This window comes from Halorhabdus sp. BNX81, from assembly GCF_029229925.1.
Classification (GTDB): Archaea; Halobacteriota; Halobacteria; order Halobacteriales; family Haloarculaceae; genus Halorhabdus.
Genome location: NZ_CP107254.1, coordinates 1,710,108 through 1,724,776 on the forward strand (window position 1 = coordinate 1,710,108; position 14,669 = coordinate 1,724,776).

Annotated in this window: 13 protein-coding genes; 11 read left to right on the forward strand and 2 right to left on the reverse strand. The window is 61.3% G+C overall.

Going from position 1 to position 14,669, the window contains the following annotated elements; genetic code table 11:
- Positions 1–57 precede the first annotated feature (57 nt).
- The 6 genes from HBNXHr_RS08530 to HBNXHr_RS08555 all read left to right on the forward strand — a co-directional run bounded on the left by HBNXHr_RS08530 (position 58) and on the right by HBNXHr_RS08555 (position 5,992).
- Positions 58–723 (forward strand): O-methyltransferase, encoded by a 666-nt coding sequence (locus HBNXHr_RS08530; protein WP_275881821.1) that lies wholly within the window; start codon positions 58–60, stop codon positions 721–723.
- A 108-nt stretch (positions 724–831) separates the two neighbouring features.
- Entirely contained in the window at positions 832–1,710 is an 879-nt protein-coding gene (locus HBNXHr_RS08535) for an ABC transporter ATP-binding protein (protein WP_275881822.1), read from the forward strand.
- Positions 1,710–3,296, forward strand: coding sequence for an ABC transporter permease subunit (locus HBNXHr_RS08540; protein WP_275881823.1), 1,587 nt, complete (start codon positions 1,710–1,712; stop codon positions 3,294–3,296). Before HBNXHr_RS08535 ends, HBNXHr_RS08540 begins: the two co-directional genes overlap by 1 nt.
- 130 nt (positions 3,297–3,426) lie before the next feature.
- Positions 3,427–4,425 (forward strand): ABC transporter ATP-binding protein, encoded by a 999-nt coding sequence (locus HBNXHr_RS08545; protein ID WP_275881824.1) that lies wholly within the window; start codon positions 3,427–3,429, stop codon positions 4,423–4,425.
- Complete coding sequence (locus HBNXHr_RS08550) at positions 4,425–5,213, forward strand: ABC transporter permease (protein WP_275881825.1); 789 nt, start codon at positions 4,425–4,427, stop codon at positions 5,211–5,213. The genes HBNXHr_RS08545 and HBNXHr_RS08550 overlap by 1 nt, the downstream gene beginning before the upstream one ends.
- Before the next feature lie 176 nt (positions 5,214–5,389).
- Entirely contained in the window at positions 5,390–5,992 is a 603-nt protein-coding gene (locus HBNXHr_RS08555; RefSeq protein WP_275736816.1) for a chemotaxis protein CheC, read from the forward strand.
- Between the two features lie 83 nt (positions 5,993–6,075).
- Here HBNXHr_RS08555 and HBNXHr_RS08560 read toward each other — a convergent pair whose 3' ends face one another.
- Positions 6,076–6,489, reverse strand: a complete 414-nt coding sequence (locus tag HBNXHr_RS08560) for a universal stress protein (RefSeq protein WP_275736817.1) — start codon at positions 6,487–6,489, stop codon at positions 6,076–6,078.
- Positions 6,490–6,617: 128 nt separating this feature from the next.
- Positions 6,618–7,649 (reverse strand): HAMP domain-containing sensor histidine kinase, encoded by a 1,032-nt coding sequence (locus HBNXHr_RS08565; protein WP_275736818.1) that lies wholly within the window; start codon positions 7,647–7,649, stop codon positions 6,618–6,620.
- 122 nt (positions 7,650–7,771) lie between these two features.
- Between HBNXHr_RS08565 and HBNXHr_RS08570 the strand changes: the two genes are divergently transcribed.
- The 5 genes from HBNXHr_RS08570 to acs all read left to right on the forward strand — a co-directional run bounded on the left by HBNXHr_RS08570 (position 7,772) and on the right by acs (position 14,609).
- Positions 7,772–8,848 carry a Gfo/Idh/MocA family oxidoreductase gene (locus tag HBNXHr_RS08570; protein WP_275736819.1) on the forward strand — a complete coding sequence of 359 codons (1,077 nt, stop codon included), beginning with the start codon at positions 7,772–7,774 and terminating at the stop codon, positions 8,846–8,848.
- 260 nt (positions 8,849–9,108) lie between these two features.
- Positions 9,109–11,004 carry a 2-oxoacid:acceptor oxidoreductase subunit alpha gene (locus tag HBNXHr_RS08575; protein WP_275881826.1) on the forward strand — a complete coding sequence of 632 codons (1,896 nt, stop codon included), beginning with the start codon at positions 9,109–9,111 and terminating at the stop codon, positions 11,002–11,004.
- A 2-nt stretch (positions 11,005–11,006) separates the two neighbouring features.
- Positions 11,007–11,942: a thiamine pyrophosphate-dependent enzyme gene (locus tag HBNXHr_RS08580; RefSeq protein WP_275736821.1), complete on the forward strand. Its 936-nt coding sequence runs from the start codon at positions 11,007–11,009 to the stop codon at positions 11,940–11,942.
- Between the two features lie 98 nt (positions 11,943–12,040).
- Positions 12,041–12,469 carry an HTH-type transcriptional regulator LrpA1 gene (gene lrpA1, locus HBNXHr_RS08585; protein ID WP_275736822.1) on the forward strand — a complete coding sequence of 143 codons (429 nt, stop codon included), beginning with the start codon at positions 12,041–12,043 and terminating at the stop codon, positions 12,467–12,469.
- 124 nt (positions 12,470–12,593) lie between these two features.
- Positions 12,594–14,609: an acetate--CoA ligase gene (gene acs / locus HBNXHr_RS08590; protein ID WP_275881827.1), complete on the forward strand. Its 2,016-nt coding sequence runs from the start codon at positions 12,594–12,596 to the stop codon at positions 14,607–14,609.
- Positions 14,610–14,669: the final 60 nt, after the last annotated feature.

Below are 14,669 nucleotides of genomic sequence, written 5' to 3' on the forward strand. Positions count from 1 at the left end.
CGTGATCGCTCTCGAATGACCGACGCCATTTTGGTATGCGTGGCCCCAAAGAGACGTATGCCAACCGTCCCTGCGTGGATCGAGGACTACGCGACAGTCGTCGGCCCGAAGCCCGATGACGTTATCGAGGAAATGGATGAATACGCCGTAAAGAAGGGGTTCCCGACAGTCGGGCCCGCGGTCGGCGGCTGGCTCGAACAGCTCGCTCGCATGGTCGGTGCCGAGTCCGTCTTCGAATTCGGCTCGGGCTATGGGTACTCAGCCTACTGGCTCGCCCGTGGACTCCCGGCAACTGGCGAGGTTGTCCTCACGGAGATCGACAAAGACGAACTCGACCTGGCAAGGGAGTACCTCTCCCGGGGCGACTTCGAGACCACGATCCATTACGAACACGGCGACGCTATCGACATCGTCGGGGAGTACAACGGCCCCTTCGACGTGGTGTTGATCGACAACGAGAAGACCCGATACCGGGAAGCGTTCGAGGCCGTTCGCGAGAAAGTCGCCCCCGGTGGGATCGTCGTCGCCGACAACGCGATCACCGGCAGATCGATAGATAGCGAGGCGGTCCAGGCAGTAATCGAGGGCGAACGAACGACGGAGGCAGTATCGGAAATGTCCGCTGGAATCGCGGATCTCTGTCTCGCCCTTCGAGACGCAACTGAGTATCATTCCGCGTTGCTCCCGCTGGGTGAGGGAGTACTTGTGGCATATCGCGATTAAAAGGTGGGCCCACAATGACAGTTAACCCAGTATCGGAACTATTTTTATCTCATAATCAGTCGTTGTTGATCATATAGGTTGATATCCGAGAATGACAGTTCACCGAACATGATTCTCAAAACGGAGCAACTCGGGAAGCGCTGGGGTGGTGATGTCTGGGGCATTCAGGACGTCTCTCTCGAACTCGATAGCGGTGTTGTCGGTCTCCTGGGCCCGAACGGGGCAGGGAAGTCGACATTGATGCAACTGATCTCGACGGTGACGAAGCCGACCGAGGGACGGATCACCTGGAACGGGACGGATATCGTAGATTCGCCGGGCACTGTCCGATCCGTACTCGGGTACCTTCCGCAGGATTTCGGCGTGTATCCGAACCTCACGGCAACGGAGTTTCTAGAATATATGGCCGCACTGAAGGGGTTACCCGGCGGGATAACGGATGAGCGCATCGACGAGCTACTGACTATCGCAAACCTCACAGACTACCGGGATCGGAAGCTCGAAACGTTTTCCGGCGGGATGCGACAGCGGGTCGGCATCGCACAAGCACTGATGAACGACCCGGACCTGTTGATCGTTGACGAGCCGACAGTGGGTCTAGATCCCGCAGAGCGAGTGCGTTTTCGGAACGTCATCGCCGATCTCACTGAGGATCGAATCGTGGTGTTGTCGACACACATCGTGTCTGACGTCGAGTCAACCGCCACGGAACTCGTGATCCTGGATGGAGGGACAGTGGCGGCACAGACGACGCCAGAAGGGCTCATGGAGGATGTCGATGGGACCACCTGGGAGTGGATGGTGTCAAGCGATCGTCTCTCTGCGGTGAAGGCCACCTATCCCGTGACCAAAACCGTCCGAAAGTCAGGCGGCATCCTGATTCGAGCCGTGAGCGAGGATCGGCCGTCGTCCGACGCGTCGCTCGTCGAACCAACGCTCGAGGATGCATACCTCTGGACGATCGATAACGATGGTGAGAGACAGTGATGCGCGGTGTCTTCGGGGTCGCGAAAGCTGATTTCACCGAACGGATCCGGGATCGACGGTTCCTCGTCGTCATCCTCGCGAGTGTCTATCTCGGCCATCTCGTCTCGGTCGGACACATGGAAATGGCGCTGGGAGACGACGCGTTCCGTGGCGTCCACAACGCTGCCTGGCTTGGGACCAATATGGCGATCGCGGCGAGCGTCGCGATCGCAGTCTTCGGGTTTTACTACACGAAACAGGCGATCAGTCGGGATAGAGAGCAGGGACCGGGAAAGTTGATCGCCTCGAGTCCGATCAGTACGCCCGCGTATCTCGTCGGAAAATGGCTGGGGACCCTTGCGATATTGGGCGTGCTTCTGGTTTCGATGGCGATCTCGGTCGTCGTGCTGTTCTTTCTTCGTGGGACAGGGCCCGTCAGCGCCACGGAGCTGTTAGGGCCGTTCGTTCTGTTCACACTGCCGGTGACAACACTTGTCGCCGCTGTCGCCATCCTGTTCGAAACGATACCGGTCGTCCGTGGATGGGTCGGAAATCTCGGGTATATTCTGGGACTGGCAATGTTGCCCGTCCTTTCGATCGACCCCCTGGGTGTTTCATTCATCGTCGAAAGCATGCAACAGTCCATTTCAGCACAGTATCCCGGGTTTTCGGGTAGTGGCGTTTCCTTTGGCTTCGTACCTGGGGGCGATCAGCGGTTTACCTGGGAGGGCGTACGTATCTCGACCGAATTGCTCCGGCAACGAGCCGGATACCTTGCGCTCTCACCCGTGCTGGTAGTCCTCGCGACGATCCCGTTTGATCGGCTCGACCCGGCCGGTGGGTTCAAGCTGCCAGTTGCTCCGGGTAGCCGGTTCAGCCTGCCCCTGGGAAGGCGTGACGGCTCCAAAGACGAACCCGAGCAAAAATCGCCGGTCGCGCCGATCGAGGATCATTCGGGGGAGTCGATCGTTTCCCAAGCGGGATCGTTGAGCACCGCCACTGCCGAGCACACATTCCGGCCACGGGGACTGCTTCTCGCGGAGGTAAAACTCGCGCTATCGGGTCGGTCTCGCTTGTGGTACGCCGGATTTCTGGGCCTTCTCCTGGGCGGTATCGTCGCACCTGTCGGGGTCCCACTGCGGATCGTGCTCACACTGTCCTGGATCTGGCCGCTGTTCATCTGGTCTCAGATCGGCGTGCGAGAGCGCCGACACAACACCGAGAAGCTTGTCTTCACGTCGAAGTATCCCCTGGCGCAGTTGCTTGCCGCGTGGGGGGCAAGCGTGGTTACGATCGCCCTACTCGTGGCCGCACCCGCGATTCGAATGGTGCTGGCTGCCGATCCAGTGACTGCACTCGGATTGATCGGCGGGGTCGTTGTGGTGCCATCAGTGGCAACTGCTTCCGGCGTGTTGTCCCGAACCCCACGGCTGTTCGAGATCGGGTATTTCCTGATCTGGTACGTCGGAATCGTCAACGCGACGCCGGTTCTCGACTTCGGCGGTGTCGTCGGTCCACCACCAGCGAGTGTGTTCGGGTTCTTCGGGGCCGGAATCATCGCGCTGATCGTTGCAGTGTTGTACCGTACCAAGCGGATAAAAGCATGATCGGACCGAACCGTTTCCGCAGAACGGATCCCGGACAGGCTGGCCACAGGTTGGGGTCCATGTGGCCAAGACAGCGTTCAGGACACTCTCTCGGCAGTGAGATAGAATTCCAAACAGAACGACGCAAACCATGATCGATACAGCAACCGAGCCGGCAGTTCGAGTTCGGAACGTGCGGAAAACGTACTCCACAGCAAGTGGCACAGTCACTGCGTTAGACGGCGTCTCGTTCGATATTGACGCAGGAACCGTGGTCGGGATTCTTGGGCCGAACGGCGCGGGGAAAACAACACTGATCAAATCGATGCTGAATCTCGTGGAACCGACGGCTGGGCAAATCGAGATATACGGTATCGACGTCGCAAACGGCGGCAGTGAGCTATACCGCACCGTCTCTGCGATGCTCGAGGGGGCCAGGAACATCTACTGGCGGCTCTCGTTGCGTGAGAACCTCTATTACTTTACCAGTCTGCAGGGAATCGACCCGAACAGTGTCACGGATGATAACTTACGGATCGTTGAATCACTTGGCCTGACTGAGAAACTTGACGAGCCTGTCAACTCGCTGTCCCGGGGAATGAAACAAAAGGCCATCCTGGCCTGTGTGCTTGCCAGACGAACCGAATTGCTCTTTCTCGACGAACCCACGCTCGGATTAGACGTCGAAGCGTCGATCGCACTCCAGCGGACACTCCGAAAAATGACGGCAGAACGCGACAAAACAGTCGTTTTGAGTAGCCATGATATGGACGTCATTCAGGAGCTCTGTGACCGCGTTATCGTCCTCTGTGATGGGGAGTTGATCGTCGACGATTCGGTCTCCTCCTTGCTCAAAGCATTCAAAACGCAATCCCACCGCCTCCGCTTAGCAGAGCCGCTACCGGAGCGCAGGCGTCGCCGAATCGAGGGGCTCAGCAGTAACGTCTCCTGGACGGACAACGAGTATTTTGAGCTCGAAGCGACACTCGAACAGCCGGAGGATTACTACGAGTTACTCTCGATACTGGAAGATGCTGGGGCACGGATACGACTGGCAGAGACGCAGACACCGGATCTCGAAGACGTCTTTCTCCACGTGACGAACAATACAGCGGATCCGATCGAAGAACGCGCCGTGAGGGAAGACTAATGGAGAGCAATATCACGCTGTTCAAAGCAACGTTCAACAAATCCGTCTGGCTGTTGAAGCGGTACCTGTTTAATACAGTTATGCTGCTTGTCGGGCTGTATGTCCTGTTTGTAATGCTCTTCGTTGGCGGGAAAGAAATAGCCCCCACGGTCGTCGCCGACTCACTCGGGCCACTGATTGTCGGGTACTTTGTCTGGATTATGGCGACCAAGGCCTATCAGGAGACCTCGAGCGATATCACGCGGGAAGCACAATGGGGCACTCTCGAACAATTACATCTCACTCCCTATGGAATCGGCCGTGTCGTCATTTTCACGAGCCTGGTGAACGTACTCATCACGCTGCTCATGGGCGGGGCCATGCTCCTGGCAATGCTGCTCACCTTGGCGGTGCTGTCTTCGGGAGTGACGCTACAGATCGATCTGTTGACGGTGGTCCCGTTGACAATTCTCACGGTACTCCCGGTTATCGGTCTCGGTCTGTTTTTCGGCGGATTGGCGCTTCTATACAAGCGCGTCGGAGAGGTGGCCTCGCTGATGCAACTCCTGTTCATCGTTTTTCTCGCGCTACCCGTGGACGCACATCCTGCACTCCGAGTACTCCCACTGACACTCGGCACCACACTGCTTGAGCAAGCAATGACGACAGGGACAGCAGTATGGCAGTTCCCCGTCTCAGAACTCGTTGTGTTGCTCAGCACGGCATTCGTCTATCTTGTGGGCGGATATCTGCTCTTTCAGGTCCTCCTGAACCGTGCACGTAAACTGGGTGTGCTTGGACATTACTGAACGGGTGAGAATTCAGGCAAAGAGAGTCGACACGGAACTGCGTGACGATATAGTGTCCGAATCGTAGAGACTGTTTCGACGGGGGGTTTGCCGGATTCGGTTCTCGTTGTTGAGATTCGCAGGTCCACCACTTATTAGGCAGGGCGGGGAAGGGGAGGGTAACGTTCAATCTACCCATGAGTTTGATGATCGACATCCGGAAGCTCGCGTTGTTCAACAAGATGGCCAAGGAGGGCGGCAACACGGTTGCCGACCACCTCTCGACGATGACGGGGATGGAGACCGAGATGGAGATCACCAAGATCAACTTCATCGACGTCCCGGACATCAAGACTCACGTCGGCGACGACAAACAGATCGGGATCAGCATCGAACTCGCGGAACCACCCCACGGCCACATCCTCTTTCTGTTGAACGCGGCGAGTGCGAAGGATCTCGCTCGCGGGATGATCGGTGACATGGGTGGGAGCGACCCGGATCAGGACGGATTCACCGAGATGGAACGGTCGGCGATCCAGGAGATCGGCAACATCATGACCTCCGGGTTCATCGACGGGTGGGCGAACGTCTTAGAGACCACCATCGACATCTCGACGCCGACGTTCACCTACGGCCCGGGCAGCGGAATGGTCGACGAACTCGTGGGCGAACGTGACTCCGACATGGCGCTGATGTTCGACTCCCGGGTCCAGGCACTGGACTCCGACATCGACGTGAAGGTCTACACCTTCCCACAGCTCGACGAGCTCGTCGAGTTGATGCAGGAAATCGAGGTTTGAGTTCGGGCCATCGCTGCCCCCGCCGTTGTGTCGGCAGGAACATAAGCGCGAAAGCCAGTCGCTTCTCCGGCGTCGATTCGATCTCAGGCCGTGATCGGGGACCGTGGGTCGGCGATGCGGTCAGCCGCAATGCCCTTTCGACGGAGCTGTGCCGGGGTAACCGCCGACAGACATGGGATCACGAGATCAACGGAGAGTTCCTCGGCAGCGGCTGCGATCTCGGTGGCCGGATTACCACGCCGACAGTGTTTCTCGACGGTGACACCCTGGCGCTTGCCTTCCTCTACGAGCGAGCACAGATGGTCACGTCCCGTATCTTCAAAGCACTCGATCAGGACCTCGACACTGCTCAGGGCTGGCTCCCCGTATCGCTGGGTGTCGACCACGTACAGCGCGTGAACCGCTGCATCCTCGCGGCTAGCCAGGTCGAACGCGCGCTTGACTCGCCCGCGCGTCCGGTCAGTGCCATCCGTCGGAATGAGTATCTGTGTTCCCATACTCCACTCACTGTACTCGACTTTCGTAACCAGTGACCATATACCTTACGATTAATAATTAGGAATTCTGGCTGCCAGCAAGTGTCGAATCATCAAATGGACCATCCACGTGTATGGGTCACTGCCAATTAGACTGTAGCCAGTCGAATCGTCACCGTCGTTCCGTCGTCGGTGTCGAACGAAAGCGTCCCGTCATAGGCGTCGACGGTCGACCGGATGACCCATAGACCGACACCGGTACCGTGTTCGAGTTGCGTGATCTCTGATTCGTCGGCGATCGAAGTCAGTTCGTGGGTTGGGATGCCCGGCCCGCTATCCGCGACACGAATCTCGACATCCCCATTGCGGTGGGACGCCATCACGGTCACGGCACCACCACCGTGAACGACGGCGTTTTCGATCGTTTCCCGGAGCGCGTCGGCAAGTTTCTCGTCAGCGCGGACGGACACCCCCTCGGGTACATCCGTCTCAATATTCGCCTCGGGATACTCGTCGCCAAGGTCATCGACGACCGAGGAGACGGTTTCACTCACGTCGACGGCACGTTCGTCGGCCGGATCGTGATCGATCGCGGCCTGGAACTGCCCCAGTTTCTCGTTCATCGACGCCAGTGACGTCGCCTTGGTGGCGATGGCATCGGCCATGCCACCGAGCCGGTCATCGTCGAGTTCGGCGGCCAGCACTTCGGAGTTACCCAGCAGGACCTGGGCGTCGTTACGGAGGTTGTGTCGAACGATCCGGTTGAGGACGGCGAGTTTCTGCCGTTCGCGTGCGAGTTCACCGACCCTGATACGGCGGACATCGTTGACGCCGATGAGGACGTGGGCAACGGCGCTGACACCCAGGACGTCGGCGACGACCGCGGGTGGCAGCGACACTGATGGGCTCGCGGTGACCAAGGCGAGGACGAGGCCAAGAACCACCACGCCGAGGGCGTTCCAGCCAGCCACGCGGAGCACGTGATCGGTCCGGAGCGCGTCGAGAACGACCAGCGCCGCGCCGGCCGCGACCAGCGTGAGGCCAACGACGATCCCGAGACCCGCCAGGGCGAGATCGTACAGCGAAGCGAATCCGTTCCAAACGGCCGACAGCGCGATCGCGAAGACGACGACGCCGGTCGCACTGACCGACGCGCCACTCCCGAGACGGATGAGATCCATACAGTTCGTTGCAACGACGGCTGGATAACTGTGGCGACGCTACGTATCGCCACGATAGCGCCGAAGGGCTTCGGGCGCACGGGTCGGAACACTCTTTTCGCTGTGTCACGCTGTCCCATTCGATGGCAGCAATCCGGTACGGCATCGTCGGCTGTGGCGGGATCGGGGAGACACACGCCGAGGCTGTCAGGGCGACCGAAGGTGTGAGACTCCTCGCGTGTGCAAACCGATCCGCCGCGGGTGCTCGCGAGTTTGCCGACGCCTATGACCTCGACGCCTGGTATACCGACGTCACCGCGATGATCGAACGGCACAACGTCGACGCCGTCAGCGTCTGCACCCCGAGCGGCACACACGCGCCCGTTACGATCGAAGCAGCCCACGCCGGTGCGGACGTTCTCTGTGAGAAACCCCTGGACGTCTACGCCGACCGGATGGACCGGATGCTCACTGCCTGCGAAGACGCCGGCGTGACATTGGCGGGGGTCTTCCAGGAGCGGTTTCAACCGGCGACCCGACGGGCCAAAGAGGCGATCGAAGCCGGCGAACTCGGCGAACCGGTGCTTGGCGACGGCCAGGTCAAGTGGTTTCGGCCCCAGGCGTACTACGACGGGGCAGACTGGAAAGGAACCCGCGAGCTGGACGGGGGCGTCCTCCTGAGCCAGGCGATCCACACGATCGACCGATTGCAGTGGCTGATGGGCGGCATCGAATCAGTCCGGGCCGTGACCGACATCCACGACCGGGAGCTGGCTGGCGGGTGTGAGACAACTGCCGGAGTGGCCGTCCGTTTCGAAAACGGCGCGCTTGGGACCGTGTCCGCGACGACCGCGACCAAAGGCGGGGACGATCGGATCGAAATCAACGGCACTGACGGCTCGATCACACTCGCCGGCGGCGCGATCGACTCCTTTGAGGTCGGGACCGGCGAACGGACCCAGTACGGTGCGGAGACCGACGAGGTCGACGTCCACGTCGAACCACTCGAATGGGGCGAGGGGCATGCACGCGTCGTCGAGGACTTCGTCGACGCGCTTCGCGAGGGACGGGAACCGGCAGTTCCGGGCACGGAAGCCAGACGGGCGGTCGACGGGATTCTGGCCGCCCATGCTGCCGACAAACGTGACGAGTCAGTCGCTGTCGAGGCCGTCCGTGCGGGCCGGATTCCGGAGGTCAACGCGACCGACCGCAGCAGGTAAACGGGAGATCCGGACGGCACCGAAAGAAGGTCCCGTGAACGTGTCAGATTCGGTTGTTATGTACGAGTTGACCCGAACGGGACCGGACGACGCCATCGCCGGAAGTGCCCGGCGCTGGATACGCTTCGTGTGTTCACCAGGATTTCGAGATTCGTTCGTGGGTAATATCACAATTATTCCAGAATTGACACAACAGAAACCCTTTTGTTCGATCCACCCCTGGCACGAGTACGGCACCTACTGGGGCCGATGATTTACCAATGACAGACACCGAACTCATCTGGCGGATCGCGGGCGGTTCCGGCGACGGGATTGCCTCGACGAGCCAGAACTTCGCCAAAGCCCTGATGCGAGCGGGGCTCAACATTTTCACGCATCGACACTATCCCTCGCGGATTCGAGGTGGGCACACGTATGTCGAAGTACGGGCAAAAGACGAAGAGGTAACCTCCCGTGGCGACGGCTATAATTTCTTGCTGTCGCTCGGTGACAGTTTCGCCCGGAACCCAGCGGAGGACGCCTACTACGGCAACGAGGAACGCAAACCCCTCGCCGAGAACCTCGACGAACTTCGAGACGGCGGCGTCATCGTCTACGACACCGGACTCTTCGACGAGGACGAAGTGGCCGAGTTGAACCTCGAGGAACGGGCCGAAGAAAACAACTGGCACGTGTATCCGGTCAATCTCCGTGAGATCGCCCGGGAACACGGCCGTGACGTCATGCGGAACACGGCCGGCGTCGGTATCACCGCCGCCCTGCTGGGGATGGACGTCTCCTACTTCGAGGAGCTCATCACCCAGAACATGTCCGGTGACATTCAGGAGGACAACCTGAACGTGCTGGCCGACGCCTACGAACAGGCCCAGGAGTTCGAGTTCACCCACGATCTCGAAGTCCCGACGGGCGAGAACGAGCAGGAACTGGCGCTGATGAACGGCTCGCAGTCGATCGCCTACGGCGCGATCGACGAGGGCTGTCGGTTCATCGCCGGCTACCCCATGACGCCCTGGACCGAAGTGTTCACGATCATGTCCCAGCACATGGGTAAGTTCGGGGGCGTCTCCGAACAGGTCGAAGACGAGATCGCCGCGGCGGCGATGGCGCTGGGCGCGAGTCACGCCGGCGTCAAGGCAATGTCCGGCTCGTCGGGCGGCGGGTTCGCGCTGATGTCCGAACCGCTGGGCCTGGCCGAGATGACCGAGACCCCGATCGTGCTCCTGGAGGCGATGCGGGCCGGCCCGTCGACGGGGATGCCCACCAAACCCGAGCAGGGCGACCTCGAACACGTCCTGTATACGAGCCAAGGCGACTCCGCCCGGGTCGTCTTCGCGCCGGCAGGCGTCAAGGAGGCCTACGAACAGACCCGGACGGCCTTCGAGATCGCCTACGACTACCAGATCCCGGCGATCGTCGTCTACGACCAGAAGATCGAGGGCGAACTCCGGTCGGTTCCCGTCGACTTCTTCGACCGGGAGACCAACCCGGACCTCGGGAAGGTCCTCTCCGAGGCGGAGATCAAGGAGGCGGCCCACCACGAGTCGGGCGCGTTCCAGCGCTTCGACCCGGACGCCGAGGACGGCGTCAGCCCGCGGACGGTCCCCGGCCAGAAGGGCGGACGCCACCTCACGTCGGGTAACGAAACCAACGACTACGGCCATATCGACGAGGACCCGGACAACCGGGTCGCCCACATGTCCCGTCGGCTCGAGAAACTCGACACCATCCGCGAGGATCTCGACGAGGGCGAGACCAACCAGGCGTATCGCGGCCCCGAGGACGCCCGTTACGGGATCGTCACCTGGGGCAGCCAGCAGGGCACGGTCTTCGAGGCGGTCGACCGCCTCAACGACGAAGGCCACTCGGTGAAGGCCATCGGCGTCAGCGACCTCATGCCCTACCCCGAAGCCGAGATGACCGAATTCCTCGAAAGCGTCGAGGAGGCGATCGTCGTCGAGATGAACGCCAGCGGGCAGTTCAAGGGGCTGACCCAGAAGGAACTCGGTCGCTTCGGCGACAAACTGTCGAGTCTCCTGAAGTACAACGGCAATCCGTTCGAACCGGCCGAGATCGTCGACGGCTTCGAAGCCAGCATCGACGAGGAGACCGACATCCCCGGCAATTCGACCACGTTCGTCCCAGCGGCAGGTGACTAATCATGAGTGCATTCAGCGCAATCGGCGAGGATCGCGAGATAGACAGCGAGGAGTATACCCCCGGCATCGAGCCGCAGGCCACCTGGTGTCCCGGCTGTGGGGACTTCAGCGTCCTCAAGGCGCTCAAGCAGGCGATGCCCGAGGTCGGCCGCACGCCCGAGGAAGTCCTGACGGTCACCGGGATCGGCTGTTCGAGCAAGCTCAATTCGTACTTCGATTCCTACGGATTCCACTCGATTCACGGTCGGTCGCTCCCGATCGCCCGGGCCGCCAAACTCGCCAACCCGGACCTCGAAGTGATCGCCGCCGGCGGTGACGGCGACGGCTACGGCATCGGTGGCAACCACTTCATGCACACCGCCCGGGAGAACCACGACATGACCTACATCGTGTTCAACAACGAGATCTTCGGGCTGACGAAGGGCCAGACCTCCCCGACCAGCCCCAAGGGTCACAAGTCAAAGACCCAGCCCCACGGCAGCGCCAAGTCCCCGATCCGGCCGCTGAGTCTGGCGCTGACCTCCGGGGCCTCGTACATCGCCCGGACGGCCGCGGTCAACCCCAACCAGGCGAAAGAGATTCTCACCGAAGCGATCGAACACGACGGGTTCGCCCACGTTGATTTCCTCACGCAGTGTCCGACCTGGAACAAGGACGCAAAGCAGTACGTCCCCTACACTGACGTTCAGGACTCCGAGGACTACGACTTCGACATCACCGACCGCCGGGAAGCCGGCGAGATGATGCACGAAGTCGAGGACAAACTCTACGAGGGCGAGATCCTCACCGGTCGGTTCTACGTCGAGGAGGACCGTCCGTCCTACACCGAGGAGAAGCAAGCGATCGGCGAGATGCCCGAGGAGCCACTGGCCGAGAAGTACTTCGACGAGGACGCCGAGTGGGATCGGAGCTACGATCTCCTCGAACGCCACACGTAACGCCACTCGCTGCCGTCGACCGACCGGCCCCCCGTCCGAAGCCGGATACTTCTTTCACGTTCGGAAGATATTTTTCGACGTAACGGAAAGGAACGTTCATGAGCGCCGAAGCGACGGAGGAGCGGATCCTCGATGTCCTCGAGGAGGACGCCCAGGCCTCCTACGCCGAGATCGCCGACCAGGTAGGTGTATCGAAACCGACTGTCCGGAAATATATCCAGCGACTCGAAGAGGAAGGCGTCATCGTCGGATACTCCGCGGACATCGATCCCAAGAAACTCCCCGGCGAGACGATCGCCATCGTCGGCGTCGACGTCGAGAGCGAGGCGTACGTCGATGTCTCGCGAGCGCTGAAGGACGTGAACGCGATCGAAGCGCTGTACACCTCAAGCGGCGATCACACCCTGATGGCCGAGATGCGTGCCCCGGACGGCGACACACTCGGTGACGTCATCAACGACGAGATCGGCTCCCTCGACGGCGTCGCTGCCGTCCACCCATCCTTCCTCCAGGAGCGCCTGAAGTAGAGAGTCAGGCCGACATACGCGGAGTCGGACGCTTTGTCTGGCGATGATTGCTCGATAGGGGGGAATGTCGCCTCTTTGCGCACGTTCACGTTGGCCAGCGTACACGTCACGTGCGTGGTTCAACATGAACGAACATGATAGTACTGAGCTAGAAGCCCGGCTCCCGGACCAGGAGTACTACCGGCCGCCTCCGGAGTTCGTCGGACAGGCCAATGTCACCGATCACGCTGTCTACGACCGCTTCGAGGAGTTTCCCGACGGGTTCAACGAGTACGCCGAACTGCTGACCTGGGACGACCGCTGGGACGAGGTGTTCGACGGCAGCGATCCACCCTTCTTCGAGTGGTTCGTCGGCGGCTCGCTGAACGCCTCGGTCAACTGTGTGGACCGACACCTCGCGGAGCGAAAGAACCAGGCTGCGCTCATTTGGGAGGGGGAGAGTGGCGAGCAACGCACCATCACGTATCAGGACCTCTTTCGGCAGGTCAACGAGATGGCGGCCGTCCTGAAGGAGGTCGGCGTCGAGGAAGGCGACGTAGTCACGCTCCATCTCCCGATGGTGCCGGCGCTCCCGATCACTATGCTCGCCTGCGCCCGGATCGGTGCCGTCCACTCCGTCGTGTTCGCGGGCTTCTCGGCGAACGCGCTTGCCGATCGCCTCGGAGACGCCGACAGCGACGTTCTGGTTTCTATCGACGGCTACTACCGGCGTGGCGAGTGGCTCGATCACAAGGCGAAGGCCGACGAGGCGATCGACGCCGAGGGAACCAGCGTCGAGACGGCACTGCTGTGGTCGCGTCACGACGAACTTCACGGGGACGTCGAACTCACTGGCGAGGATCCGTACGTCCTCGTTGATGACGTCCTCGCCGAGAAGCGCGGCGCCCGCGTCGAACCCGTTTCCCGCGACGCCGAGGATCCGCTGTTTTTGATGTACACGTCAGGCACGACGGGCAAACCCAAGGGCTGTCAACACCGCACCGGGGGCTACCTGGCGTACGCCGCCGGGACCGCGAAGTACGTCCTGGACGTCAAACCGACGGACACCTACTGGTGTGGGGCGGACATCGGCTGGATCACCGGCCATTCGTACATCGTCTATGGCCCGCTCGCCCTTGGCTCGACCACCGTCATGTACGAGGGGACGCCGGACTACCCGGACCGGTCGCGGCTCTGGGAGATCGCCGAGCGCTACGATGTCGACATCTTCCACACCTCGCCGACGGCGATCCGGCAGTTCATGAAGTGGGGCGAAGAGCACCTCGCGGGCCATGACTTCGACTTCCGGCACCTGACGACCGTCGGCGAACCGATCCAGCCCGAGGCCTGGCAGTGGTACTACGACCATGTGGGCGAGGAGGATGCGGTCATCGTCGACACGTGGTGGCAGACCGAGACCGGCGGCCACCTCATCACCAACCTCCCCGCACTCGACGACATGAAGCCCGGCAGCGCCGGCCGACCCTGCCCCGGCATCGAACCCGCGCTCTACGAGGACGACGGCACACGGATCGAGCCGGCCAGCGGCCGGGCCGGCAACCTCGTGATCGAGCGCCCCTGGCCGGGGATGCTCCAGACGGTCTATGGCGACGACGACCGCTTCATCGACGAGTACTGGCGGCGGTTTTCCGAGACCGACAGCGACGACTGGCGCGACTGGGTGTACAAGACCGGCGACGGGGCCGTCCACGGCCAGGACGGTTACTATCGCGTCCTCGGTCGGCTTGACGACGTCATGAACGTCTCGGGCCACCGTCTCGGGACGATGGAACTGGAAAGCGCCGTCGCCGAGGTCGAGGCGATCGCCGAGGCCGCCGTCGTCGCCCGCGAGGATACTGAACGTGGCCACGTCCCCGATGTGTACGTGGTACTCAGAGACGGCGTCGAACAGAGCGAGGCCGTCCGCCAACAGGTCATCGCGTCCGTCGAGGACGAGATCGGCGCGTTCGCCCGACCGGATCGCGTGCTGTTCGTCTCGGATCTACCCAAGACCCGCTCCGGGAAGATCATGCGTCGCGTCCTCGAGAACATCTCGAACAGTGAAGATCTCGGGGATACGACAACACTCCGTGACCCATCAGTCCCCGATCAGATCCGCCAGCAGGTCCAGACCGACGGCGGCGAGTCCCCTCGGTCGTAGGACGACGAGCCGGCCGCTCCGCCGATCGATGAGACAGGGGTTTTAGGTTCCCTGGCCCGA